A 26000-nucleotide genomic window follows, 5' to 3' on the forward strand; every position below is an offset into this window, starting at 1 on the left:
TCCTGCGGCTTCAGTTGGCGGCGAATCCGTTTTCCGGGAACCACGTGTTGTGGCTGGCGCCGCCGTCGACGTAGATGATCGAACCGGTGGTGCCGGGCAGCCAGTCCGACAGCAGCGTCACGATGGACTTGGCGACCACGCTCGGGTCGTCGACATCCCAGCCGATCGGGGAGGCGCCATCCCAGTACTCGTTGAGCATGTTCAGCTGCTTGGCGTCGTCGGTGGCGGTGCCCGCGATGGCCTTGGCAGCGAGGGTCTTGATCGGGCCCGCGGCGATCAGATTCGAGCGGACCTTCTTGGCGTTGCCGACTTCCCGCGCCACGTAGCGGTTCACCGATTCCAGGGCAGCCTTGGCCACACCCATCCAGTTGTAGTACGGCATGGCGGTGCGCGGGTCGAAGTCCATGCCCACGATGGAGCCGCCCTCGTTCATCACGGGAAGCACGGCGCGGGCCAACGAGGCGTAGGACCAAGCCGAGATCTCGAAGGCCTTGGCGGCGTCGGGGCCGGGGCCGTCGAGGAAGGCCACTGCGTCCGGACCCATCAGGGTCTTGGGCGCGAAGGCGATGGAGTGCAGGACGCCGTCGATGCCCTCGGGGGCCAGCTCGCGCAGCTGCTCCGGCAGCGAGGCCAAATTCTCCTCGCTGGTGACGTCCAAGCCGATGGCCGGGGCGACCTCTTGCGGCAGCCGCTTGGCGATCCGATCGATCAGCCGCAGCCGCTCCGGAATGCCGGTGATGATCACCTTCGCGCCCTGCTCCTGCGCGACCGCCGCCGCGTGGAACGCGATCGAGGAATCGGTGATGATGCCGGTGATCAGGATGGTCTTGCCTTCGAGCAATCCGCCCATGGGTTTTCGGTTCTCCTGTAGTCGAAGTTCAACTGGTTACGCGACCGCCGAACACGCCGGTTGTCGGTTGGGTCAGTGGCCCATGCCCATGCCGCCGTCGACCGGGATCACCGCGCCGGACACGTAGCGCGAATCCTCGGAAGCGAGGAAGCTGACCACGGCCGCGACATCCTCGGGCTCGCCGAGCCGCTGCAGCGGAATGAATTTCTTCGCCATATCGCGCAGATCGTCGGGCAGCTCAGCAGTCATATCGGTCTCGATGAAGCCGGGCGCGACGACATTGGCGGTGATCGAGCGCGAACCGAGTTCACGGGTGACCGAGCGAGCTAGACCGATGACACCGGCCTTGGACGCGGCATAGTTGATCTGTCCGGCCTGACCGGCAAGACCGACCACCGAGCCCAGGAAGATCATCCGACCCCAGCGTGCCCGTAGCATGGCGCGGTTGGCACGCTTGGCGCAGCGGAACGCACCGGTCAGGTTCGCATCGATGACCTTGGTGAACTGCTCCTCGCTCATCCGCATCAGCAGGGTGTCGTCGGTGATGCCCGCATTGGCGACCAGCACCTCGACCGCCCCCTGATGCTGCTCCACTTCGGTGAAGGCGGCATCGACCGAATCACTGTCCGTCACATCGCATTTCACACCGAACAGACCGTCCGGAACCCCCGACCCACGATGCGTGACGGCCACCTTGTGCCCATCGGCAAGCAGACGCTGCGCGACCGCGAGTCCGATACCGCGGTTGCCACCGGTCACCAGGACCGACCGGGATGTGATGTTCGACATGAAGACCAACCTATCTGTTCGGGTTCGTGCGCCACGCCCGGGCCACACATAGTGCTCTATGTAGAACCGGGCGCGTCGCGACGGCAGGCATTGACGACTACGGCAGGCGTTGACGATAGAGCAAGCCGGTAACTACACCGGCAGCGACAACGAGCATGCCGAGCAAAAGCCACGGTCTGCTGGCATCGCCCCTGGTCATCTCGTAACCGATCTGCTCTTCGAGCGTGTCGTAGACCGCGGTCAACTCGGTCAGGCTCGAGGCGGTATAGAAATCGCCGCCGGAGAGTTTGGCGATCTCGCGCAGCGCGTCGTCGTCGACAGGCACCTTGACGCGCTGAGCGCCCCTGCCGTCCTGGTCCGGAATTTCCACCGTGCCCCATGAGGTACCGAACGAAATCGTCGATACCGGAACGCCTTTGTTCTTAGCAAGGCGGGCCGCGGTGAAACCGTGCCGTGGGTTGTCGACATCCTTGTCGTCGGGCACCGTCTGCTTACCGTCGGACATCAGCACGATGCGCGCGGGCGGCGGCGTTTCCGCACCACCGAGCACCGTGGCGATGGTGTCGATCGACTGCAGCGCGGTGAGAATGCCCTCACCGGTGGCGGTGCGCTCGGCGAGTTTGATGTTGTCGATGGCCGCCTTGACGGCCTCGCGGTTCGTCGTCGGCGGCACCATCACCGAGGCGGTGCCTGCGAAGGTGACGAAGCCGAGATTGATACCAGGCGGCAGCCCGTCGACGAATTCCTTACCGGCCTTCTGCGCCACCTTCAGTCGCGACGGCGGCACATCGGTCGCCTCCATGGAGAGCGAAACGTCCATCACCAGAACGACTGTCGCGCGATTGCGCGGCACCTTCTTGACGGCGGTCGGCCCGGCGGCCGCGATGGTGAGGAACACCAGACCGACCAGCATCAGCGCAATCGGCACATGCCGCATCGGACTCGGCCGCGACGGGGCGACCTTCTCCAGCAGCTCCATATTGGTGAACTGCAGCATGTGCCGGTGGCGGCTGCGCTGAACGAGGATATAGCCCAACGCGATCAGTACGACCACGGCGAGAAAACCGAGCCAGACCAGCGCGGTGAAATGCGAAATACTCACTGGCGCGGCGCCCGTCCGCTCGGGGCGCCGAATGCGTGGCGCCGGGTGGACACGAACCGGACCACGTCGGAGATCCAGTCCCGATCGGTCTGCAGGGTGAGCACCGGTGCGCCGCAACTACGCAGCGCCTGTTCGACCTGAACACGATGACGTTCGGCGGCGGCAGCGAAATCGGCACGCAGCGAAGGCGTCACGCTGAATTCGCGGGTGCGCCCGGTCTCGGGATCGTGCAGCACCACATCACCCACATCGGGCAGCGACAGATCGCGCGGATCGAGCACCTCCACCGCGAGCAGATCGTGGCGCGCGGAGATGGCGCGCAGTGAGCGCTGCCAGTTGATATCACCGAGGAAGTCGCTGATGACCACCGCGAGTCCGCGCTTGCGCTGCGGGCGGCGCAGCGATTCGATCGCCTCGCGCAGATCGCCGCGCACACCGTCGGGGGCGTGCGGCGTCGTCGCGATCTCGCGCAGCATCGACTGCGCGTGCACCCGGCCGCTGCGCGCGGGAATGCGGGTCAACTGCTCACCGGTCGCGACGACCGCACCGATCCGATTGCCGCCGCCACTGGTGAGGTGGGTGATCGCCGCGGCGGCCGCGACGGCCAGATCGCGTTTCTGGCACAGCGCGGTACCGAAGTCGAGGCTGGCCGACAAATCGACCACCATCCAGGTCTCGAGTTCTCGGTCCGCGATCATCTGCCGCACATGCGGATGGGTGGTGCGAGCGGTGACCGACCAATCCATCTGGCGCACATCGTCGCCCGGCTGATAGGTCCTTGCCTCGCCCGGCTCCGAGCCTGGGCCCGGAATCAAGCCGAGGTGGTCGCCGTGCAGAACACCGTCGAGACGGCGACGGACGGTCAGTTCCAGCGTTCTGAGCGCCGCGGTCAGCTTGGGGTCGGACAGTTCGCCCGATCGGAAAGACGGTGGTGCATGTGGGGACATCGGCACTGGTGGAACCCCGTCTTGTGGAAAATCAGGCACAGCCGATGCCGAGGTCACTTCGGCTGGTTATTGCCGGCGGCCGGAGACATCTGCGCGACCGGCGGCTGCGGCACCGCGTCCTGGGGGGTGGGCGGCTGCGGGATCGGCGGCTGCGCCCCGTGCGGACCCATAGCGGGCGACGCGGCCGGAACGGGTGCGGCCTGCGGCTGTGCCCCGGCTCCTTGGGGTGCGACCGCCTGCGGCGCGACCTGCGGCAGGCCGACAGTCTGCAGCACGCGCTTGATCACATCGTCGGGGCTGATCTCATCGGCGAGCGCGTCGTAGGACAACACCAGACGGTGGCGCAGCACATCCGGAATAACCTCGACGACATCCTGCGGCACCACATAGTCGCGGCCGCGGATCAGCGCGACGGCGCGGGCCGCGGCGATGATGCCGAGGCTGGCGCGCGGCGAGGCACCATAGGCGATCCAGCTCGCCACATCCTGCATGCCGAAATCGCCGGGCTTGCGGGTCGCCGCGATCACCCGGACCACGTAGTCGACCAGCGCATGGTGCACGAACGTATTCGCGGCCACCTTCTGCAAGCGGATCAGCTCGGACGGCTCGAGGATCGGCTTGGCCTCCGGCGGGGTGACACCCATCCGGTAGATGATCTCGCGCTCTTCCTCCACCGACGGATAGTCGACGACCACCTTGAACAGGAAGCGGTCGCGCTGCGCCTCGGGCAGCGGGTACACGCCCTCGCTCTCGATCGGGTTCTGGGTCGCCATGACCAGGAACGGATCGGGCATCGGGTAGGTCTTGCCACCGATCGACACATGCCGCTCGGCCATCACCTCGAGCAGTGCGGACTGCACCTTGGCCGGCGCGCGGTTGATCTCGTCGGCGAGCACGAAGTTCGCGACGACCGGGCCGAGTTCGGTATCGAATTCCTCGCGGCCCTGGCGGTAGATGCGGGTACCGATCAGGTCGGTGGGCACCAGGTCGGGGGTGAACTGGACGCGGGCGAACGAACCGCCGACCACCCTGGCAAAGGTCTCCACCGCAAGGGTTTTGGCGATACCCGGCACACCCTCGAGCAGTACGTGGCCGCGTGCGAGCACCCCGACGAGCAGCCGTTCGACGAGCCGGTCCTGGCCGACGATAACGCGCTTGACCTCGTATATCGCCTTCTCCAGGGTCTGGACGTCACGCTCCAGGGTGCTGGGTGCGGGAGCAGCGGCCTCTTTCGCCAAACTTGCCCCGCTCACACCGTCCGTCGAAGTCACCAACATCCCCGCTTTCGCTTTGGTCCTGTGCGTGCTGCCACAACTATTCCAGGTAATGGCCGCATATGCCGCAACCGGACCCGAGATCACGGCAAATCAACAGGTTCACGGTCGGGTTCGCGGCGTGCGGCCCAGCCTGGGGGTTACCAGACGAGCCTAGGGGTTACGAGACGATCCGCACCGCGTACGGCATGATGCCGCCCTCGCGCACCGGAGACACCCGTACCACCTCGCCGGACTGCGGCGCCTCCACCATCTTCCCGTTTCCGAGGTAGAGCGCAACATGTTCGCTGCCGTTCGGCCCCCAGAACAGCATGTCGCCACGGCTGCGCTCGGCGACGGGCACCCTGGTGCCCGCGTTGTATTGATAGCCGCTGTAGTGCGGCAGTGAGACGCCGATGCCGGCGAAGGCGTAGATCATCAGACCCGAGCAGTCGAAGCCGACCTTGTTGTAATCGCCGTAGCTGTCGGCGACACCGCCGTCGCGGATGCCGAGGGTCGGCCCGTCCTCGTCGCCACCACCCCAGGCATAGACGACACCCAACTGCGACATGGCCCGATCGACCACGGTTTCGATCGCCTCGGAGCCGCCGATGGACGGCATGGTGACGCGCGGGCGGGTCTGGCGCGGCGACGGCGAATCCTCCATTTGGATATGCGGCCGCTTCCCCTCGCCCGCCTGTGCCGCGCGTTCCTTGGCGGCCTGGTCCTGGGCCGCACGGGCGGCGGCGGCCGCGGCGGCCGCGCGGATGGCGGCCTCCTCGGCCTTGCGCTGTTCGTCCCAGGCCAGATAGGCCTCGCGTTGTCCTTGCAGCCCGGCCACATTCGCGCGCGCCTGGTCGAGACGGCCCTGCACCACCGCGCGCTCGCGTAATAGGCCCTCCCGCTGCGCTGCCTGCTGATCTTGTTCGGCTTTCACGGCGGCGACGGCGTTTTCGGCGTCGGTCTTCTTCTGCTCGGCCACCGCGGCGGCCGCGTCGGCGGCCGATTTCGCTTGGCGCGCACTGGCATTCCTATTGCCCTGTTCGATCTGGGCGCGGCGCAACGAGTCGAGCACCGACTGCTGATTCTTCGATACCAGCGTGAGCACCCGGGCGCGGCTGAGGGCGACATCCGGAGTGGCCGAGGACAGATAGGTGACCATCGAGGTCGCGGCGGGCCGGGTGTACGCCTGCACCGCGAACTGGTCGAAGTTGCGTCTGGCCTGGTCGACCTGGGCTCCGGCATCGCTCAGTTCGCGCTGGGTCCGCACGACCGCGGCCGCGGCCGCGTCGGCGGCGTCGCGGGCGTCCTGCAGATCGACGAGGGCCTTGTTCACCTCTTCGCGCTTCTGGGCGATCGCGCCGTCGAGTTCCTGCAGCTTCTGATCTGTCACCGCGACCTGGTTGATCAGCGCGCCGACCTCGGTCACTCTGGCGTCGACTTGTGCTCCGGCGTCGGCGATCTGGCTATCGCTCGGGTTGGGCGGGGCAGGCGGCACCGCAGCGACCGGCCCGGCCGTGACGAGCACAGCGACAGTCACCAGCAACCCCAGAGCGACCCACAGCGGACGCCGAGAACCGGCAACGCCGTTGTTGCGCATCGCACCTCCCAAGGACCCGACCAGGCTAAACCTCACGAGCCCCCTGCGAACCATCACGCTCAGTGGTGCACAGATAGCTCTCTGAACACTCTTTCCCCATCAGTCATCATTCGAACCGTACGACACATCATTCACTAAAGAAACTCCGGCAACAGAACTACAGCCGCGTAATTTGGCCGTTGCCGAGAAATAGCCAGATGGGTACGGGGATTCGGTTGGCAAAAACAAACCGACCGACAGGAAAAGTAACTGAGCGAATGCTCGCTACGAGGTGGGATCCCGGTCGTCGCCGCGACCCGAAACTCCTACCGGCACAGCCCGCTCGGCAGAACGGCGGGACTTCACCCAGTAGAGTCCGCCGACCACCGCCGCCGTGCCGACAAGCAGCACACTGGTGATCACGGTCCAGGAGAACGTCTCCGGCCGTTCCAGCTGATCGACGAAAAGCTGCGCCGCCTGCGCCGAATGCCCCTGCGTGCTCTTGGAAAGGTCCTCGGCCCGCTCCAGCTTCACCCGGCTGATCGAATCGCTGTAGGTGCCGACCCAGTCGTCGCTGAACACCACAACGGTTCCGTGCTCGGTCTTGCCGACCTCGGTGGCCAGGTCCCGTAGATTGGAGTCGTGGCCTGGATTACCGGGAATCACCACGATGCTGAGCTCGATGCCGTGGGCACGAGCATCGGCGACGACCGCCTCGAGTGCGTCCTGATCCTTCCCCTTCGGCGTGGCCACATGATTGTCGACCACATCCTCCTTGATCTGGGTCAACGTCTTGTCGTCGATACCAGGGGGGAGTTCGGCGCGCATAGGCGTGAACACCGAGGTGTGCGAGACGGTCATCTTCCATCCGGTCTGTCGAGCCGCATCGGCACGCGAGGCGACGGGCATCCAACACTGCAGGGTGAACCGGTGCAAGCCCACCGGTCACCCCGAACAACTCGAAAGCACAGTACGCGACGGAGTGTCGGCTCACCTTCCGACGGCGCGTTCAACGGCACCCGCGCGTTTCACAGGACAAGCGTACTGTTAGGCTCGAAGCCGCGAGGAGCCAGTACGTTCCAGCGCTGGGACCCTCCGAACACGTAACCGTAGCGACTGCCTGCAAGTCGCTCGAAAAAACCAGCCGCGGGCACAGCCCCGCCCGCGGCCACCCTCACAGACGAGTGGAGCTGACGTGACGACAAGTATCGATACTTTCGGCGCCAAGGGCACCCTCGAGGTCGGAAGCAACTCCTACGAGATCTTCCGTCTCTCGGCCGTGCCCGGTACCGAAAAACTCCCCTACGCACTGAAGGTCCTCGCGGAGAATCTGCTCCGCACCGAGGACGGCGCCAACATCACCGCCGATCACATCCGCGCCATCGCGAGCTGGGATCCGTCGGCTCAGCCGAACACCGAGATCCAGTTCACCCCGGCCCGCGTGATCATGCAGGACTTCACCGGTGTGCCCTGCATCGTCGACCTGGCCACCATGCGCGAGGCCGTCGCCACCCTCGGCGGCGACCCGGACAAGGTCAACCCGCTCGCCCCCGCCGAGATGGTCATCGACCACTCCGTCATCATCGATGTATTCGGCCGTGCGGACGCCTTCGAGCGCAACGTCGACATCGAATACCAGCGCAACGGCGAGCGCTACCAGTTCCTGCGTTGGGGCCAAACGGCTTTCGACGACTTCAAGGTCGTCCCGCCGAGCACCGGCATCGTGCACCAGGTCAATATCGAGCACCTGGCGCGCGTCGTCATGGTCCGCAACGGCCAGGCCTACCCGGACACCTGCGTCGGCACCGACTCGCACACCACGATGGTCAACGGCCTCGGCGTATTGGGTTGGGGCGTCGGCGGAATCGAGGCCGAGGCGGCCATGCTGGGCCAGCCGGTCTCCATGCTCATCCCGCGCGTGGTCGGCTTCAAGCTGACCGGTGAGATCAACCCGGGCGTGACCGCCACCGACGTGGTGCTCACCGTCACCGATATGCTGCGCAAGCACGGCGTCGTCGGCAAGTTCGTCGAGTTCTACGGCAAGGGCGTGGCCGAAGTACCGCTGGCCAACCGCGCCACCCTGGGCAATATGAGCCCCGAATTCGGTTCCACGGCAGCCATTTTCCCGATCGATGACGTCACCATCGAGTACCTGAAGCTGACCGGTCGCTCCGACGAGCAGGTCGCGCTGGTCGAGTCCTACGCCAAGGAGCAGGGCCTCTGGCACGATGCCGACAAGGAGCCCGCCTACTCGGAGTACCTGGAGCTGGACCTGAGCACCGTGGTGCCGTCCATCGCCGGTCCGAAGCGTCCGCAGGACCGAATCCTGCTGTCGGAGAGCAAGACCGCCTTCCGCAAGGACATCCACAACTACACCAGTGACGCGGAGACCGGTCCGGCCGCCACCACCCCGCACACCCACCTGGACGAGGCCATCGAGGAGTCCTTCCCGGCCAGCGATCCGGCGGTGCTGTCCTTCGCCGACGACGACGCCGTGCTGCCGTCAGCCGCGAACGGTTCGGTGGGCCGCCCGTCCAAGCCGGTCAAGGTCTCCACCGAGGAGTACGGCGACTTCGTGCTGGACCACGGCGCGGTCGTGGTCGCCTCGATCACTTCCTGCACCAACACCTCCAACCCGTCGGTCATGATCGGCGCGGCCCTGCTGGCCCGCAACGCGGTGGACAAGGGCCTGACCCGCAAGCCGTGGGTGAAGACCTCCATGGCGCCGGGTTCGCAGGTCGTCAACGGCTACTACGAGAAGGCCGGCCTGTGGCCGTACCTGGACAAGCTGGGCTTCAACCTGGTCGCGTTCGGCTGTGCCACCTGCATCGGCAATACCGGTCCGCTGCCGGAGGAGATCTCCAAGGCGGTCAACGACAACGACCTGACTGTCACCGCGGTGCTTTCCGGTAACCGCAACTTCGAGGGCCGCATCTCCCCCGACGTGAAGATGAACTACCTGGCCTCGCCGCCGCTGGTCATCGCCTACGCGCTCGCGGGCACCATGGACTTCGACTTCGAGAACGACGCGCTCGGCACGGACACCGACGGCAACGACGTGTTCCTGAAGGACATCTGGCCCGCGCCGCAGGAAATCCAGGACACCATCGACCGGGTCATCTCCCGCGATATGTTCCTCGAGGACTACAAGGACGTCTTCAAGGGCGACGAGCGCTGGCGTTCGCTGCCGACCCCGGAGGGCAAGACCTTCGACTGGGCCGCGGAGTCGACCTACGTCCGCAAGCCTCCGTACTTCGAGGGCATGCCGCAAACGCCGGAGCCGGTCACCGATATCAAGGGCGCCCGGGTGCTCGCGCTGCTCGGCGATTCGGTCACCACCGACCACATCTCCCCCGCGGGCAACATCAAACCGGGCACCCCGGCCGCCCAGTACCTGGAGGCCAACGGCGTCGAGCGCAAGGATTACAACTCCTACGGCTCGCGTCGCGGTAACCACGAGGTGATGATCCGCGGCACCTTCGCCAACATCCGGTTGCGCAACCAGCTGCTCGACGATGTCTCGGGCGGTTACACCCGCGACTTCACCCAGGACGGCGGCCCGCAGGCGTTCATCTACGACGCCTCGCAGAACTACCAGGCCGCCGGCATCCCGCTGGTCGTGCTCGGCGGTAAGGAGTACGGTTCGGGTTCCTCGCGTGACTGGGCCGCCAAGGGCACCTCGCTGCTGGGTGTGAAGGCCGTCATCACCGAGTCCTTCGAGCGCATCCACCGCTCGAACCTCATCGGCATGGGCGTAATTCCGCTGCAGTTCCCGGCCGGTGAGTCGGCCGCGTCGCTGAAGCTGGACGGCACCGAGACCTTCGATATCGAGGGCATCACCAAGCTGAACGAGGGTGCGACTCCGAAGACCCTGAAGGTCACCGCCACCAAGGAGAACGGTGATGTCGTCACCTTCGACGCGGTGGTCCGGATCGACACCCCCGGTGAGGCCGACTACTACCGCAACGGTGGCATCCTGCAGTACGTGCTGCGCAACATGATTCGCGGCTGAACGACTGTGCTGTAGTAGGTCCGCGCACCGCATTACCCGCGGTGCGCGGACCTCTTCACATTGCATTGCCCGCTTCGCTCGGAGGAGCCCGCCGAAATGCCCAAAGTCAGTGATGGTCACCTCGCCGCCCGGCGTAGTCAGATTCTGGACGGGGCGCGGGCCTGTTTCGCCGAGTACGGGTACGACGGTGCGACCGTGCGCCGCCTGGAAGAGGCCATCGGCCTGTCTCGCGGCGCGATCTTCCACCATTTCCGGGACAAGGACGCTCTGTTCCTCGCGCTGGCCCAAGAAGATGCCGACCGCATGGCCGATGTCGCGGCCAATCAGGGTCTGGTGCAGGTCATGCGCGATATGCTCGCCCACCCGGAGCAATTCAATTGGCTCGGAACCCGTTTGGAGATCGCGCGCCGCCTGCGCACCGATCCGGAATTCCGTGCGAGTTGGACCCAGCGCTCCGCCGAACTGACCGCCGCCACCCTCGCCCGCCTGGAACGCCGCAAGGCCGCAGGCGCTTTGCGCGACGATGTCCCGACCGACGTGTTGCTCGGATATCTGGACCTCGTGCTGGACGGGCTCATCGCCCGCATCGCGTCCGGGCACACCAACGAAAACCTTTCGGCCGTATTGGATCTCGTAGAAGCCTCGGTCCGCCGCAAGGAGTGAGTCAGCCGCGGCATCCGCCGCGCCGACCATCCGGTCACGACGACACCCGGCAACCGCGGATGCGTCACGGAATGCGGAATCTCGACAATACTCGTCGACATGGAACTGAACGGAGCACGAGTCCTGATCACCGGCGCGACGGGCGGGATCGGGGTCGCGATCGCCGCCGCGGTCACCGCGCGGGGTGCGAACGTAGTGCTGTCCGGACGGCGAGCCGAAGCACTCGACCAGGTCGCGACCCGGTTCGGCGGGCGGGCGGTGGTCGCGGACCTCGCCGTGCCGGGTGGTGCCGAGAAGCTGCTCGAGGAGGCCGGTGACCTCGATGTCGTCATCGCCAATGCCGCACTGCCCGGTTCGGGCGACCTGCTCGACTACTCGCTGACCGAAATCGATCGGGCGCTGGAGGTCAATCTGCGCGCCCCCATCGTGCTTGCCCGCCTCGCCGGTGCGCAGCTGGCCGAACGCGGAAAGGGACATCTGGTCTTCATCAACTCCCTGTCCGGCAAGGTCGCATCCGGTAAGGCGGCGATGTACAACGCGACCAAATTCGGACTGCGCGGCTTCGCCTTGGCCTTACGCGCCGACCTGCAAAGCCGGGGCATCGGTGTCTCCTCGATCTACCCCGGATTCGTCAGGGACGCGGGCATGTTCGTCAAATCCGGCGCGGCCGTACCACCGGGCGTCGGCACCCGAAGTCCGGAAGACGTTGCGAACGCCGTGGTCCGAGCGATCGAACGGAACATCGCCGAAACCGACGTGGCCCCCCTCCCGGTCCGCCTCGGCGCGACATTGGCCATGATCGCCCCCAATCTCTCGAGCCGCGTCCAGCGTCTCTTCGGCGCCGACAAGGTAATGACCGAACTAGCCGCTGGTCACCGCAATATGCGCTGAGCCCTACGACGGATGCGACGCATTCCCGCAATACTCGTCGCCTCGATCTTCGCCGACGGCGCGTAGAAGCTGGTCAGTTGTGCGACAGGCGACTGAATACGATGCCGGCACCGGCGAATCCGAGGGTGCCGAGCACGGTGCACCATAGGAGGGCGAGGGCGGCGTTGTGGCCGGTGTCCAGGGAGTTCAGGAGTCCGCGCACGGTTTCGATGATGGGGGTGGCGGGTTGGTAGTCGGCGAAGCCGCGCAGCCAGTGGGGCATGGTTGTGGTTTGGACGAAGGCGCTGCTGATATAGGGGATGAACATGATGGCGTAGGTGAGGCCGCCGGCGGCTTCCGGATTCTTGGCGACCAGGCCGAGCGCGACGGCGATCCAGGAGATGGCGGTGACGAACAGGGTGATTACCGCGAGGGCCGCCAGCCAGCCGAGTGGTCCCGCCTGGGGACGGTAGCCGAGTGCGAGCGCAACCGTGACCGCGATCGCGATGGCCGCGAGATTGCGGACAACGCCCTCGGCGACGTGGCCTGCGAGCACGGCCTGACGGAACATCGGCAGGGTGCGGAAGCGGTCGATGCTGCCCCTCGTCATATCGGTGGAGACGGCGGTGGCGGTGATCGATGAGCCGAAACCCGTGCACAGCAACATGATTCCGGGCACCACATAGTCGATATAGGGTCCGCCGACATCGATGGCACCGCCGAAGACGTAGGTGAACAGCAGCATCACCAGAATCGGCATGAGCAGCGAAATGATCAGGGTGTCGCGGCTGCGCAAGGTGTGCCGGGCACAGCGGCGGAACATGACGAGGGTGTCGGCGAAGACGTCGGTCACCGGGCGGCGGCTTCGATGATGTCGGCGGTGCGGGCGGCGGCGTCCTCGGCGCTCAGCGTCTTCGCGAATTCTGCGGCGCGGGAGCGGCGTTCGGGCGCCAGCAGCGACGCGACGCCTTGTTCCAGCCGGGCTTCGGTCACTCGCGTGAACGGCAGATGCGCACCCACACCGAGCCGCTCGACCTGCCCGCCCCACATCGGTTGTTCGAACGACACCGAGCACACCAGCGTCGGCAATCCGGCGCGCAGACTCTCGAACAGCGTCCCGATACCGCCGTGATGCACCGCCGCGGCACAATACGGAAAAACCAGATCGTGCGCGAACGGACCGACAACTTTCACATTCGGCCCTGCGTGCGCATCGGCAATATCCAGATCACTCCATCCCGCACTGACCAAAGCACGCACACCCAAACGAGCAGACACCTCGATAACCATCGCCAGCACCGAGGCCGTATCCCGAATGGGCATACTGCCGAATCCGAAGAACACCGGCGGCGCCCCCGCCTCGATCCACGACAGAATGCCCGCGTGGTCGCCGGCCAGATCGCCGACGGCCTCGCGGGCGGCGTGATCGAGCGTCAGAAATCCGGTGAACGGCCTACGCCCATCCCATTGTTCGGGCAATCCGGGAACCAACGCCGGATCGTAGATCTGCACCTCGGGAACATGCGCACGTGCCAATACTGCTGCGGTACTCGCCCGCGATTTCGGCAGCCCGAGCGTCGCGCGTAGATCGTTGAGATAACGCATGAACACCACCCGGCGCAGATTCTCCGCGACCGCCCATGTCGCACGATTCACGGCCGCGGGCGGATTCCACCGCGGCGGCAGCGCACCCGGAAAAGGATATGCGCCATTACTCCGGCAGGGAAAATAGTGCAGGCTTACCAGCGGAATCCCCATTGCCTCCGCAACCGAACTCGCGCGATCCTCGGTGACCGTGCTCGCCACGATCAGATCCGCACCCTTGCACACGTCGATGACTTCTCGATTCATCTGCTGGGCATAATCGGCCATCTGCCGGGCTACCAATTGCATCAACCGCAAGGTGTTGCCCGCGGCCAGCGCTCGCTGCCCGGCGTCCGAACTGTAGAGCTGCTGCACATCCGGTCCGCAGGCGAGGGCGGCAAGCCCGGTGGCCGTGGCGAATTCGACCAGATTCGGCGGCGCCCCGAGCAGCACATCGTGGCCGCGACGACGCAGCTCGAGTCCAAGCGCCACGACGGGCTGGACATCACCGCGGGTTCCGGTGAGCGGAATCGCAATTTTCACGGCGGCTCTTTCGGTATCGGGTCCCCTGACGACGCCGACCGGATATTCCACAGAATTGAGGGCTCCGCACGGCGGCGATGTGTCAGTACAGTGCCATTGTGCACATAGCGATGTTCATGGACTACCACCCGGCCACCCTCGGTGGGGTCCAGACCGCGGTCGCTTCGCTGTGCCGAGGGCTCGAACGCGCAGGTCACCGCGTCACCCTGTTCGTCGCGCCGCAGCCGGGCGCCGACCGGCTCCCGAATGTGGTGCCGCTGCGCGCCGCCAGTGGTCTCGCGGTGAACGGATTCCCAGTTGTGCTGCCGACCAAGCACAATGCCGAACTCATCGACGCCGCCTTCGCCGCACACGGCCCGATCGACCTCGTGCACACCCACACCACCTACGGTGTCGCCATCGCCGGCATGAAAGCCGCACGGCGACATCGGATTCCGCTGATCCACACGGCCCAGAGCCGCGATGACGCGTTCATCGAGAACACCTCGCCCGCACCCTATCCGGCGGCGCTGGCCCTGCGCGCCCTGCACAGCCGGTTCGTACCGCACGATCAGCACATGCCGCACCGCGCCGAAAGCCGTGCGGCACGACATGCCTGGTGGACGATCGTCGGTCAGGCCCAGGCCGCGGATCGGGTCATCGCGCCGACCCAGCACTTCGCCGACCAACTACTCGCCCACGGTCTGACCCGGCCGCTTCGAGTGGTATCCAACGGCGTCGATGACGAGCTCATCGAAAACCTCGGCGGCACACCGGTTGTCGAACGCGCGATCGACGCGCCATTGCGGCTGATCTGGTGCGGGCGGCTCTCGGCCGAGAAGCGGCTGCTCGCCGCGATCGAGGCAGTGCGGTGTCTCGACGACTGCACACTGGACGTCTTCGGCGACGGCGACCTGCTGGCCCAGGCGGCCGCCACCATCACCGAATATCGACTCGCGGACCGAATCCGCTTGCACGGCAGGACCACTCAGTCCGAATGCCTCACCGCCATGTCCGAATGCGACGCACTGCTGTTCCCCTCCAACGGTTTCGACACACAGGGCATGGCCCTGCTGGAGGCGGTGGCGGTCGGCCTGCCGATCATCTACTGCGATCCCGATCTCGACGAGTCGGTGCCTGCCGGGGGCGGCATTCGCACCACCGATCTGTCGCCGGTCGCGATCGCCGACACCATCGCCAAGCTGAACGCCGATCGCGCCGCGCTCGCGGAAATGCGCCAGATTCTCGGCAAATGCGGCGACTCGGTGCGCCAGTCACAGCACATCGGGACCGTGCTCGAAATCTATCGACAGGCTCGGGCCGAGTCCGCGCGCAGCCCGGAACTGGTCATGCCGCAATCACTTTCGGAAGTACCTACCGCGCCTGGTCGATTACCACTGGTCGGCCACAGTCTGCAGGCCCTGCGCGACGCTCCGGGCTTCGTCACCTCGCTGGCCGATCTCGGCCCGATCGTGCGCCTGCGGTTCGGCCAGAAGACCGGATATCTGCTCACCACACCGGATCTCGTGCGTGAGGTCGGGCTCGGCGATGCCGAACTCAATCGGGACGATCTGCGTGAGGCCATCGAGGATGTCGCGGGCGGATCCGTCAATGTTCTGCGCGGTGAAGAACACAAGCTGCGGCGGCGCATGATCTCGCCCGCACTGCGGCAGAGCCGGCTCGCCGAATATACGCGGTCGGCGGCCGATATCGCCGAAACCTGGTCGGCGGGACTGCCTTCGGGTGGACGTGTGAATCTCATGGACGAGGCGCACGGCCTGATCCTCGACACGGTCTCCTCGACACTGTTCACCGCCGAATTCAGCGATCACGCACGCCGCGAGATCCGGGACAACGTCCCATGGCTGCTCAGTCAGGTCATTCTGCGCACCGCGCTGCCCCCGCAGGTGCGTCGACTGCGGCTCATCTCGAATTGGCGCTGGCGCACCAAGGCTCGCCACCTGCGCACGGCCATCGGCGCTGTTATCGCCGAATACCGCCGCCGCGACGAGGATTTCAACGATGTGGTCTCGGCGCTCATCCGGCACACCGACAGCGAGACCGGCACGACGCTGTCCGATGAGCACATCATCGACGAAGCGATCCTCATGCTTGCCGGTGGCGTCGGTTCGATGGCATCGCTGACCGGCTGGCTCTGGCACGAGGTCATGCGGCGCCCGCACATCGCCGAGCGGTTGTATGCCGAACTCGATTCCGTCGTCGGAACGGGTCCGGTCCGCGCCGATCATCTCGGCGCACTTCCCTACCTGAAACAGGTTGTGGCAGAGACACTTCGATTCTGGGGGCCGTGGATCAGCGCGGGCACCGCCGACGGCGACGTCACCATCGGCGGACTCACTGTTCCGGACGGCACAGCAATCATGTTCTCCCCCTACCTGGTTCAGCACAACAAGCGCTACTACGCCGATCCGGAAGCGTTCGACCCGGATCGCTGGTCGCCCGAGCGCGCAGCCGATATCGACAAGAAGGCCAACCTCTCGTTCGGCGTCGGCCGTCGCCGCTGCCTCGGCGACCATTTCGCCATGATCGAGATCGGCCTCGCCGCCGCCGCGCTGCTGGCCCGCTGGCGCCCGACACCCGACCCGAACTACACGGTGCGCGCCTCCAATCGAGACTTCGTCCTGTCTCCCTCGGCGCTGCCGGTTACGCTGCGACCTCGATAAATACTTGCTTGGAGTGCACTCCAGGTCACTAGCGTGGGTCGCATGAGCAAAGTTTGGTTCATCACCGGAGTCTCACGAGGATTCGGCCGTGAATGGGCACTCGCCGCATTGGAGCGCGGCGATCAAGTGGCCGGCACGGCTCGCGATACCAGCACACTCGACGATCTCGTCGCGAAGTACCCGGATAGCTTCCTGCCACTACGCCTGGACGTCACCGATCGGGACGGCGATTTCGCCGCGGTACAGCAGGCCGCCGAGCGATTCGGGCGGCTCGATATCGTGATCAACAATGCCGGCTACGGTCAGTTCGGCATGATCGAGGAACTCAGCGAGGACGAGTTCCGCGCCCAATTGGAAACCAACGTCTTCGGCGCACTGTGGGTCACCCAGGCGGCACTGCCGATCCTGCGGGCCCAGGGCAGCGGCCACATCATCCAGGTATCGAGCATCGGCGGCATCTCCGCCTTCCAGAACCTCGGTGCGTACCACGCGTCGAAGTGGGCGCTGGAAGGTTTCTCACAGGCGCTCGCTCAGGAGGTCACACCCTTCGGCATCCACGTCACCCTGATCGAACCGGGCGGATTCGGCACCGACTGGGCGGGCCCCTCTTCGCGGCATGCCACCCCGCTCCCGGCCTACGATGCGGCCAGGGCCGCCCGAGCCGCCCAACGCTCGGCGGTGCGCCAGGGCGATCCGGCCGCCACCAGCGCCGCCATCCTCGCGGTCGTCGATGCACCCGAGCCGCCGCTGCGCATTTTCCTCGGCGAGGTCCCGCTGACCATCGCCACCGCGGATTACGAATCCCGCCTGGCGCTCTGGCGTGAGTGGCAGCCCATCTCCGCTGCCGCACAAGGGGACTGAGCCGCCACCTCTGGTGGCGACGCCGCCGGGGAGAGTGGGGATGATGGTCGCCCCATCCCCGGCGGAAACCGCCGCGGGCGGGTCAGTAGTTGGCGTTCAGATAGTCGGCGGCATGGGTCGTCCACAGGACATTCGTGCCGGGCATATTGTGTCCGGAGTAGAGAACGTGCTGACCGTCCGGCCACGGCGTCAGATAGCCGATGACACCGTTGACCGCGGTCGCATAGCGATCGAGATTGCCGATCGGATCGTTCATCAGGAAACGCAGCAATTCGGCGAAGATCAGCGGGGCCACATTTCCGATGCGGGCGCCTTCGACGAACGAGAACGGCGAGATGCCGACATCGATGACCCGCAGCGGCGAGTCGCCCGGCGACGCGGTGATGATATCGCCCGGATTCGCATACTCCTTGACATCGAGGGCCGGCCAGGCGCCGCGTTCCCCGTGCAGGCCGTAAGTCGTTGCCGGACACAGATTGCCGACCGACTGGCCGCGTTTGCGCAGCGGGTTCGCGATATTGACGGCGAAGGCGATTTCCAGGGGCGAGCCGTCGGTGTTCTTGTACTTACCCGACCGCACTCCCTCCAGAATCTTGCTCGCGCAGATACTTCCGAGCGAATAACTCAGCAGCCCACAGACATTCGGCGAGTCCTGAATCGCCCGCACGCCCGCGGCAACACCGAGCCGGATCGAGGTATCCAGCGAAGGGCCCCACAGATCCGGGCTCGGCCCGACCGAGGCAGGCCAATCCGGCTCGAAGGCGGTGAAACGGCCGGGATCGAGTAGTTTCGTGACATCGTGCAGCATGCCGGCGGGCGTCCCATTGGTATTCCGCGGTTCACCCGTGCCGCGGAGGGTGATGATGTCGATCATTATCCCATGGTGAACTCATGACCGGCCCAGCACCCGAGTAGCGAACTACCCTATTTCGCGCCGCCCTCGAGGCTCCCGAGCAGTACCCGGGCGATCCGATCCAGGTCGCGTCGATCCTTCGCCGAAAGCACCGACAACATCCTGGTCTCGTTCTCGGTATGCGCGGTAACGACCTTGTCGATCAGTGTGCGGCCCGCCTCGGTGAGCGCCACCCGGATGGCGCGGCGATCCTCCGCATCCGCGATGCGCCGGACCGACCCCGCCGACTCCAGACGGTCGAGCCGCCCGGTCATTCCGGCGCGCGACAGCATCAGCGTGTCGGCGAGCACGGATGGGTTCAGTTCGAACGGCTCACCCGAACGACGCAGTGCGGCAAGCACATCGAACTCGCCGCGTTGCAGCCCGTGCGCGATGAAGACCGCCTCGATATCCCGCTGCGCGACCACGAGCAGCCGACCAAGCCGCCCGATCACGCCCATCGCCTCCAGCTCGAGGTCCGGCCGCTCCCGCCGCCACTGCTCGACGATCGCATCCACCGGATCCCGTTCGATCTCACCCATGGACAAGATTCTATTCGCTGCTATATAGTTCGGTGGCGAATTATCAACCACCGAATCAATCGGAGAGCATCATGAACGCCACCACCGATCGCACGTTCGCCATCCGCCAGCCGCACGATGCCGAGACCCTGGTGACCCCCTCGGTCACCATGCGCCTGCTCATCGACTCGAACGAAGCGGGCGGCGCGGTCAGCCATCTGGAGGTCAATATGGACAAGGGCGCAGACGGCGCGGCACCGCACTACCACACCAAGTCGGACGAGCTGTTCTACGTCGCCGACGGCGAACTGCAGGTACTGGCCGGGGACAAGATCGTCACCGTCGGAGCGGGCGGGTCGATCGTCGTCCCCAAGCTCATGCCGCACGCCTTCGGCGCCGCCCCGGACAGCTCCGCGCGGATCCTGATCGCCCTGATGCCCGCAGTGGAGCGCTTCGGCTACTTCCGCCTGCTCGACCGGCTGGTCAAGGGCGAGGCCACCTTCGAAGAACTGGCGGCATCCCAGGAGGAATTCGACAACTGGTTCGTCGAGTCGCCCGAATGGTGGGCCGAGCGCAACGCGAACCGGCGCGATTCGTGAAGCAACACAGCGACAACTGATTTCGTACGCACATGGGTAACTTGTCGGGTACGTCCAAAACGCAACCGAACGGTCGACCGCCGGCCTGCGACGAGACCGTCGAGGCACCCACGACCGGCAAAAGATCCGGGGAGGCGGAGGAGCCGGCGGCAAGATCTTCCGAATCCGCCAGGAGATGCGCAAGATCGACGGTACAGTCGCAGCAGAGGTCGGGGTGGTACTCGGTATCTTGGATCTCACCGCACGCAAACTGGACACCGATCCCGGCGAACGCTTGCGCGCCATCGCCGAACAACCGGATCTGCTCGGACTCTGAACCGCGGCGGGCAGATCCGCGCCAACGGATGCACGGCCGCCAATCCCGGGCAATATCGATCGCACGAAACCGTTCGGAAGTAGCTCAATGATTGCCGGATCCTCTGCGGCCGCACACCGAAAATCTTTCGGCGCTAGCGCATCCCGAGCAGAAATCTGGTTTGCCAGCGGCGGTGAAATCTCGCGATCCGGACCGTGCGAGACCCCTTGCGCGATATGATCCAGTTCCCGCTCGGGGGTCCTGGCAAATCGCGAGCAGATCGGAGAGCTCACTATGACCGACGCAATCCACCTCCCCGGTACCGGGTCGGCGGGTGACCGCGTCCCCGCGTTGCAGGGACTGCTGGTGGCCGAGTCGGAACGAGATTTCACGGTCAGAGTGACCGAAGGAACCTGGACCTTCCGCCGCGACGATGTACTCCGGGTCCTCGATTGGACCGACAGCGCGACCACCGAGCGCGAAGGCCGTCCGGTGCTCATGGATATCCGTCCCGGCGCCACCGCCGATTTCACCCGCCGTCTGCGCATCGACCTCGTCGACCGGCCCATGACACTGGCCGAGGAACCGTCCGCGGCACTGGGAGATGAAGCGCTGCAACAACTCACCGCATCCTGGGCCGACAGCCTGCAACTCGCCGATTGCCTCGGCACCAGCGGAGCGACCTTCACCTACTGCCAAACCAAATCGCTCGCGACAAGCGACGACGGCATAAACTGCGACAGTCTCGACTGAACGGAACTGCGCATGGCGGCGCGCCGGACAGGTTCGGTCCTCATCGTCTCCGAATCCGATGATCTGCACGGGACCGCGATGGCGGCAACCTTGCGAGAACACCACGGGCTCAGCCCGATTCACCTCGACCTGCGCGACTTCCCGCGCGAATCCGGAAGTTTCCGGCTCGATCGGCACGGCACCACGCGTTCGCTATCGCATGTGATCGGACTCGACGACGTCCGCTCGGTCTGGTGGCGCAGACCGCATCCCGCACAGGTTCCGGCCGGCGTGCGCGCCTCGGATGACGCCTACCGCCAAGCCGAGTGCGATGGCTTCATCCAGGGTCTGCTGTGGTCGATTCCGGCGTACTGGGTCAACGATCCGGGCGCCGATCGCACCGCGAGCCGCAAGATCGTGCAGTTGGAGACCGCACGGCGAGCCGGTTTCGTGATTCCGGAAACGCTCATCACCAACGATCCGGACGAGGCACGCAGCTTCGTCGAATCACGTTCGGGCTCGGTGGTTTACAAGCGAACCGGCACCGGACGCGCCGAATTCGCCGAAACCCGATTGATTACCAAGGCCGACTTCGGCCGCCTCGCGGGCATCCGCTCCGCGCCGACCACCTTCCAGGACTACGTCGAGGCACAGTGCGATCTGCGTGTGGTGTGGATGGACGGCGTCGAATGGGCGGTGCGCATCGACTCGCAGTCCGGGGTCGGCCGGGTCGATTCCCGGCTGGACACCACGGTCGACTTCGTACCGGAGCATCTGCCCGCCTCGGTCAGCAAGTCGCTGGCGACGCTGATGGGCGCACTCGGCCTGAGCTTCGGCGTGCTGGATCTACGCCTCGGCCTCGACGGCGAGTACTACTTCCTCGAGGTCAACCCACAGGGCCAGTTCGCGTATCTGGAGATCAAGACGGGCCTGCCGATGTTCCGCAGCCTCGCCAACCTGCTGGTCAACGGCGACGGCGCGGTGCCGGGCTATTAGCGCGCACGATCTCGCTCGGTGTCGGCGAAATCCATTCGCCGACACCGGCATCCAGATCCAGGAACGCTACTGGCTCTTGCGGCGGTTCGCACCGCCACGACTGCGGAGCTGCACGTGCGACTCCACCAGCACGTTGTGGATGAAGCCGTAGGAGCGGCCGGTGGACCGGGCCAGCGATCGAATGCTGGCACCCGCCTCGTACTGCTTCTTCAGCTGGGTTTGCAAACGGTCTCGTGATTTCCCCGTGACGCGTGTGCCCTTACCCAGTGTGGCCTTGACTTGTGTGGGCCTGTCGCTCATGGCTTCCTCCGAGTCGCCGAGCCGCGTCTTTCCAGGCTAGACACTCGGGAAGCTGTGATCAACGGGTCTTTGTGATGAAAATCACCGGAGATCCGATCCCGGGGAACCGAAAACCCACCGCCCGCAACGAAACTCCGGCCGGATCACCCCGGATCAGGCCAGCTGAATCAGTTCCAAATATTCCGCCGACCAGTGATCTTCCTGGCCGTCCGGCAGCAAGATCACCCGTTCCGGGGACAGCGCCTCGGCCGCACCCGGGTCGTGGGTGACCAGCACGACCGCGCCCGCATAGGTGCGCAGCGCGTCGAGGACCTGTTCGCGCGAGATCGGGTCCAGGTTGTTGGTCGGCTCGTCCAGCAGCAGCACATTGGCCGCCGAGGAGACCAGCCCAGCCAGCGCGAGACGGGTCTTCTCACCGCCGGAGAGGGTGCCTGCGGGCTGCTCCAGTTGCGGTCCGGAGAACATGAACGCACCGAGCAGTCCGCGCAACTCCTGCTCCCCCGCATCCGGCGCGGCATGGCGGATGTTCTCCCACACCGTGGCCTGGTCGTCAAGGGTGTCGTGTTCCTGGGCGAAGTACCCGATTTTGAGCCCGTGACCGGGCACGAGACCGCCCGCCGTCGGCGTCTCCACCCCGGCGAGCAGGCGCAGCAGCGTGGTCTTGCCCGCGCCGTTGAGACCGAGCACTACGACGCGGCTGCCGCGGTCGATGGCCAGATCGACACCGGTGAAAATTTCCAGCGAGCCGTAGACCTTGGTCAGGTTCTCGGCCATCAGCGGGGTCTTGCCGCAGGTGGCGGGTTCGGGGAATTTGATCCGCGCGACCTTGTCGGCCACCCGCACCTCGTCGAGTTCGGCCATCAAGCGGTCCGCGCGTTTGGCCATGTTCTGTGCCGCAGTGGCTTTCGTGGCCTTGGCGCCGAGTTTGGCCGCCTGGGCGCGCAGTGCGCTGGCCTTCTTCTCGGCATTGGCGCGCTCGCGGCGGCGGCGCTGTTCATCGGTGGCACGCGCGTCCAGATATTTCTGCCAGCCCATGTTGTAGACGTCGGCCTCACCGCGCACCGCGTCCAGGAACCACACCTTGTTCACCACATCGCCGAGCAGTTCGACATCGTGGCTGATCACGATCAGGCCGCCGTCGTGGTTCTGCAGGAAGCCACGCAGCCAGGTGATGGAGTCGGCGTCGAGGTGGTTGGTCGGCTCGTCGAGCAGCAGGATGGTGTCCGAGCGCCCGCCGCTGCCGTCGGAAGCCGCGAACAGGATGCGCGCCAACTCGATTCGGCGGCGCTGACCACCGGAGAGCGTGCGCAGCGCCTGGCCGAGTACCCGATCGGGCAGGCCGAGGCTATTGCAGATGCGCGCCGCTTCGCTCTCGGCCACATAGCCGCCGAGCGCCGAGAAGCGTTCCTCCAGCCGGCCGTATTTGCGCACCGCCTTCTCGCGTTCGGCGTCATCGACGACCTCGGCCATCAGCGCCTGCTGCTTCTCCATATCGCGCAGCAGGGTGTCCAGGCCGCGGGCGGAGAGGACGCGATCGCGGGCGAGTACGTCCAGATTGCCCTCCCGCGGATCCTGCGGGAGATAGCCGATATCGCTGGAGCGCAAAATCTTTCCGGCGTAGGGCTCACCCTCGCCAGCCAGAATGCGCAGCGTGGTCGTCTTGCCCGCGCCATTGCGTCCGACCAGTCCGATCCGGTCGCCGGCCTGCACCCGCAGCGCGGGCCCGGGGGCCGACAGCAGGGTGCGGACGCCGGCCCGGACCTCCAGGTCCGTCGCGGTGATCACAGGCTTCTCCTACGGGTACGTGGTGCTGGTCGGTTGCTGTTCGATTGTGCGACGCGAACCCGCACAAGAACCACCGATTTTACCCGGCCCCGGAGATGCTACCGACACCCGCGATCCAGGTGTGACCGCGCTAACTCCGCGGCTCCGCGCTAGGCCGCGACGCCTGCCATGCTCGATGCGATGCTGTTGGCATTCGCGACGCGCTGGCCGCGGGCCTCACCGGAGCTGCGTTCGTAGTACTGATCGAACGCCGCCGCGGCGGCACCGGCCGAGGTCGCCGATGTGAGATGACTGTACGCGCCCGACTCACTGCCCTTCAGTTCGTGAATCATGAAATCGACTTGGAGAGTCATGTCGGTGACAGACCGGTGCTGGTGGTCACTGGCGGCGAAAGCCTCGAGAGCTTGTCGTCGCCCGCCTTCCCACTGGCACAGACCGATGGCGCCTTCGTTGGGGTTGTACGCACCGGTATCGAAACCGGATTCGACCTGCATATTGCCCAGGATGCCCGCCGCTTGCGCCGGTGTGAAGCCCTGCTTGAGCAGGTACTGATAGATCTCGCTGGCCTTCGCCTTCTTACCTCCGCTGATCGGTGCGGCATTGGCGTAATTGCCGAGACCTGCGGGTCCGGTGCTGCTGCGGCGGTTTCCACCGCTCCCGGTATAGGCGGGGAACTGGTTGCCGCTACCGATCGAATTCGGGGCACTTCCGCTCTGGTCCGATTCCGGGTCGGTGATCTTTCCGGCGTGATCGTCCAGTGCGTCGTACGCGGTCGAAACTGCCTTCGCCGCATTGTCGACTTTCTCATCGATCTGGTTGATGGCGGACATCTGCAACTCGATGCTGCGTGGCAGCGCCACATCAGACAGATTCGGCACACTGGCCATAATTTCCTTGATGTCGCTCACCAGTTTCGTGACCTCCTTGGTCACGGTGTTGGACACATCGGCCGATTTCGCCGCGATCTGGGCGATGTTGCTGTCCAGCGAGTTCAGATCGTCTTTATATTTCGTATCGTCGGCCTGTTTGGCAGAGTATTTCTTGACGAGATCGCCGTCCTTCAGCTGCGACTCCCCCAGGCCGTTCAGACCCTCGACCGTAATCGACTTCGCCGAGCCGTCGCCGACCGCCTTCACCAACTTCGCCAGTACCGTCTCTATGTGGCTGGCGAAGGCGTTGAGGATAGGTGCATCCGGGCGCGGCGGCAGCGATGTGTCGACGTCGTCAGCCATATCTCACCTTCCGTCGATACCTCTCCGGCAGCTTAATCGCAGCTAGACGCCCTCCCCTGACCATCGGGTCCCCGCCGGTGGGAACAGTCTTTCCGGCTCGAAATCGCGCAAAAACCGACCGGGCCCATTCGGCGGATTTCAACAGCGGTAGCGTGCCATCACATGACGACCGATCTGTTGGGCAAGAGCGCACTCGTTTCCGGGGCCAGCCGGGGCATCGGCAAGGCCGTCGCGGCGGAACTGCTGCGCCGCGGTGCAAATGTGCTGATCACCGCCCGCAAGCCGGAACCACTCGAGGAGGCGGCCGCCGAGCTGCGGGCGCTCGGCCATCGGGGCGAGGTCAGCGCACTGGCGGGCAATTCGGGTGATCCGGACAGCCGTGCCACAGCGGTGAGTCGGGTGGTCTCGGAATTCGGCTCGCTGGACATCCTGATCAACAACACCGGCATCAATCCGGTTTACGGCTCACTCATGGATGCGGATCTGGAGGCGGTGCGCAAGATCTTCGACGTCAATGTCGTCGCGGCGCTCGGCTACGTGCAGGAGGCCTACAAGGCTTGGATGCGCGATCACGGCGGCGCAGTGGTGAATGTGGCCAGCGTCGCCGGGCTGCGCTCGACCGGCGTGATCGCGGCGTACGGCGCGTCGAAGGCCGCGCTGATCCGGCTCACCGACGAACTGGCCTGGCAGCTGGGCCCGAATATCCGGGTGAACGCGGTGGCGCCGGGCGTGATCAAGACCAAGTTCGCCGATGCGCTGTACTCGGCCGATGAGGAGCGGGCCGCGAGCGTGTACCCGATGAAGCGACTCGGTGCGCCGGAGGATGTGGCGCAGCTGATCGGATTCCTGGTCTCGGACGAGGCCAAGTGGATCACCGGTGAGACGATCCGCGTCGACGGCGGATTGCTGTCTACCGGCGGAATCTGAACCGT

At 65.7% G+C, this 26000-nt stretch carries 24 protein-coding genes; 10 read left to right on the forward strand and 14 right to left on the reverse strand.

Translation table 11 applies throughout. The features are described 5' to 3' along the window. Nucleotides 1-10 precede the first annotated feature (10 nt). The 7 genes from inhA to ACFYOW_RS04225 form a co-directional block, all read right to left on the reverse strand. Entirely contained in the window at nucleotides 11-850 is an 840-nt protein-coding gene (gene inhA / locus ACFYOW_RS04195) for an NADH-dependent enoyl-ACP reductase InhA (RefSeq protein WP_387284362.1), read from the reverse strand. Nucleotides 851-922: 72 nt separating this feature from the next. Then, on the reverse strand, nucleotides 923-1639 hold the full coding sequence (fabG1, locus tag ACFYOW_RS04200) for a 3-oxoacyl-ACP reductase FabG1 (RefSeq protein ID WP_040691902.1): 717 nt from the start codon (nucleotides 1637-1639) through the stop codon (nucleotides 923-925). A gap of 97 nt (nucleotides 1640-1736) precedes the next feature. Beyond that, nucleotides 1737-2741 (reverse strand): VWA domain-containing protein, encoded by a 1005-nt coding sequence (locus tag ACFYOW_RS04205; RefSeq protein ID WP_387284364.1) that lies wholly within the window; start codon nucleotides 2739-2741, stop codon nucleotides 1737-1739. After that, nucleotides 2738-3688 carry a DUF58 domain-containing protein gene (locus ACFYOW_RS04210; protein WP_327101666.1) on the reverse strand — a complete coding sequence of 317 codons (951 nt, stop codon included), beginning with the start codon at nucleotides 3686-3688 and terminating at the stop codon, nucleotides 2738-2740. Before ACFYOW_RS04210 ends, ACFYOW_RS04205 begins: the two co-directional genes overlap by 4 nt. Nucleotides 3689-3741: 53 nt before the next feature. Next, the gene (locus tag ACFYOW_RS04215) at nucleotides 3742-4965 is read right to left on the reverse strand and encodes an AAA family ATPase (RefSeq protein WP_387284367.1); all 1224 of its coding nucleotides are present in this window, start codon (nucleotides 4963-4965) and stop codon (nucleotides 3742-3744) included. A gap of 157 nt (nucleotides 4966-5122) precedes the next feature. After that, a complete protein-coding gene (locus ACFYOW_RS04220) occupies nucleotides 5123-6541 on the reverse strand; it encodes an NlpC/P60 family protein (RefSeq protein ID WP_387284368.1) in 1419 nt (472 codons plus the stop codon). A gap of 264 nt (nucleotides 6542-6805) precedes the next feature. Then, a complete protein-coding gene (locus ACFYOW_RS04225) occupies nucleotides 6806-7381 on the reverse strand; it encodes a DUF6676 family protein (RefSeq protein WP_387284370.1) in 576 nt (191 codons plus the stop codon). A gap of 346 nt (nucleotides 7382-7727) precedes the next feature. Between ACFYOW_RS04225 and ACFYOW_RS04230 the strand changes: the two genes are divergently transcribed. The 3 genes from ACFYOW_RS04230 (at nucleotide 7728) to ACFYOW_RS04240 (ending at nucleotide 12086) form a co-directional block, all read left to right on the forward strand. Next, on the forward strand, nucleotides 7728-10532 hold the full coding sequence (locus ACFYOW_RS04230) for an aconitate hydratase (RefSeq protein WP_387285999.1): 2805 nt from the start codon (nucleotides 7728-7730) through the stop codon (nucleotides 10530-10532). A gap of 96 nt (nucleotides 10533-10628) precedes the next feature. Further along, nucleotides 10629-11195, forward strand: a complete 567-nt coding sequence (locus ACFYOW_RS04235) for a TetR/AcrR family transcriptional regulator (protein ID WP_387284372.1) — start codon at nucleotides 10629-10631, stop codon at nucleotides 11193-11195. 99 nt (nucleotides 11196-11294) lie between these two features. Beyond that, nucleotides 11295-12086 (forward strand): SDR family NAD(P)-dependent oxidoreductase, encoded by a 792-nt coding sequence (locus ACFYOW_RS04240; protein WP_387284374.1) that lies wholly within the window; start codon nucleotides 11295-11297, stop codon nucleotides 12084-12086. A gap of 73 nt (nucleotides 12087-12159) precedes the next feature. Here the strand turns inward: ACFYOW_RS04240 and ACFYOW_RS04245 are convergent, their stop codons facing one another. Together ACFYOW_RS04245 and ACFYOW_RS04250 are read right to left on the reverse strand one after the other, a co-directional pair. Then, nucleotides 12160-12888 (reverse strand): ABC transporter permease, encoded by a 729-nt coding sequence (locus tag ACFYOW_RS04245; RefSeq protein WP_387286001.1) that lies wholly within the window; start codon nucleotides 12886-12888, stop codon nucleotides 12160-12162. Nucleotides 12889-12914: 26 nt separating this feature from the next. Next, a complete protein-coding gene (locus ACFYOW_RS04250) occupies nucleotides 12915-14192 on the reverse strand; it encodes a glycosyltransferase (protein WP_387284376.1) in 1278 nt (425 codons plus the stop codon). Nucleotides 14193-14290: 98 nt separating this feature from the next. Between ACFYOW_RS04250 and ACFYOW_RS04255 the strand changes: the two genes are divergently transcribed. Together ACFYOW_RS04255 and ACFYOW_RS04260 are read left to right on the forward strand one after the other, a co-directional pair. Beyond that, on the forward strand, nucleotides 14291-16855 hold the full coding sequence (locus tag ACFYOW_RS04255; RefSeq protein WP_387284378.1) for a cytochrome P450: 2565 nt from the start codon (nucleotides 14291-14293) through the stop codon (nucleotides 16853-16855). Between the two features lie 42 nt (nucleotides 16856-16897). Then, nucleotides 16898-17716 (forward strand): SDR family oxidoreductase, encoded by an 819-nt coding sequence (locus ACFYOW_RS04260; RefSeq protein WP_387284380.1) that lies wholly within the window; start codon nucleotides 16898-16900, stop codon nucleotides 17714-17716. 82 nt (nucleotides 17717-17798) lie between these two features. On the opposite strand, the gene ACFYOW_RS04265 is transcribed toward ACFYOW_RS04260, so the two are convergent. Then, nucleotides 17799-18590 carry a hypothetical protein gene (locus tag ACFYOW_RS04265; RefSeq protein ID WP_387284382.1) on the reverse strand — a complete coding sequence of 264 codons (792 nt, stop codon included), beginning with the start codon at nucleotides 18588-18590 and terminating at the stop codon, nucleotides 17799-17801. Nucleotides 18591-18640: 50 nt separating this feature from the next. Next, entirely contained in the window at nucleotides 18641-19150 is a 510-nt protein-coding gene (locus ACFYOW_RS04270) for a MarR family winged helix-turn-helix transcriptional regulator (protein WP_387284384.1), read from the reverse strand. Nucleotides 19151-19299: 149 nt separating this feature from the next. On the opposite strand from ACFYOW_RS04270, the gene ACFYOW_RS04275 reads away from it, so the two are divergent. The 4 genes from ACFYOW_RS04275 to ACFYOW_RS04290 all read left to right on the forward strand — a co-directional run bounded on the left by ACFYOW_RS04275 (nucleotide 19300) and on the right by ACFYOW_RS04290 (nucleotide 21751). Then, nucleotides 19300-19728 (forward strand): cupin domain-containing protein, encoded by a 429-nt coding sequence (locus tag ACFYOW_RS04275; protein WP_387286003.1) that lies wholly within the window; start codon nucleotides 19300-19302, stop codon nucleotides 19726-19728. 175 nt (nucleotides 19729-19903) lie between these two features. Continuing rightward, nucleotides 19904-20044: a hypothetical protein gene (locus tag ACFYOW_RS04280; protein WP_387284386.1), complete on the forward strand. Its 141-nt coding sequence runs from the start codon at nucleotides 19904-19906 to the stop codon at nucleotides 20042-20044. 273 nt (nucleotides 20045-20317) lie between these two features. Further along, complete coding sequence (locus ACFYOW_RS04285) at nucleotides 20318-20776, forward strand: hypothetical protein (protein WP_387284388.1); 459 nt, start codon at nucleotides 20318-20320, stop codon at nucleotides 20774-20776. A 12-nt stretch (nucleotides 20777-20788) separates the two neighbouring features. After that, the gene (locus ACFYOW_RS04290; protein ID WP_387284390.1) at nucleotides 20789-21751 is read left to right on the forward strand and encodes a hypothetical protein; all 963 of its coding nucleotides are present in this window, start codon (nucleotides 20789-20791) and stop codon (nucleotides 21749-21751) included. Between the two features lie 66 nt (nucleotides 21752-21817). Here the strand turns inward: ACFYOW_RS04290 and ACFYOW_RS04295 are convergent, their stop codons facing one another. The 3 genes from ACFYOW_RS04295 to ACFYOW_RS04305 form a co-directional block, all read right to left on the reverse strand. Beyond that, nucleotides 21818-22051, reverse strand: coding sequence for a helix-turn-helix domain-containing protein (locus tag ACFYOW_RS04295; protein ID WP_063043281.1), 234 nt, complete (start codon nucleotides 22049-22051; stop codon nucleotides 21818-21820). A 153-nt stretch (nucleotides 22052-22204) separates the two neighbouring features. Next, nucleotides 22205-23836, reverse strand: coding sequence for an ABC-F family ATP-binding cassette domain-containing protein (locus ACFYOW_RS04300; RefSeq protein WP_387284392.1), 1632 nt, complete (start codon nucleotides 23834-23836; stop codon nucleotides 22205-22207). A 149-nt stretch (nucleotides 23837-23985) separates the two neighbouring features. After that, nucleotides 23986-25068 (reverse strand): phage tail tip lysozyme, encoded by a 1083-nt coding sequence (locus ACFYOW_RS04305; protein WP_387284394.1) that lies wholly within the window; start codon nucleotides 25066-25068, stop codon nucleotides 23986-23988. 162 nt (nucleotides 25069-25230) lie between these two features. Between ACFYOW_RS04305 and ACFYOW_RS04310 the strand changes: the two genes are divergently transcribed. Continuing rightward, a complete protein-coding gene (locus ACFYOW_RS04310) occupies nucleotides 25231-25995 on the forward strand; it encodes an SDR family oxidoreductase (protein WP_063043279.1) in 765 nt (254 codons plus the stop codon). Nucleotides 25996-26000 lie beyond the last annotated feature (5 nt).

The sequence above is a fragment of the Nocardia sp. NPDC006982 genome (assembly GCF_042869435.1).
Classification (GTDB): Bacteria; Actinomycetota; Actinomycetes; order Mycobacteriales; family Mycobacteriaceae; genus Nocardia.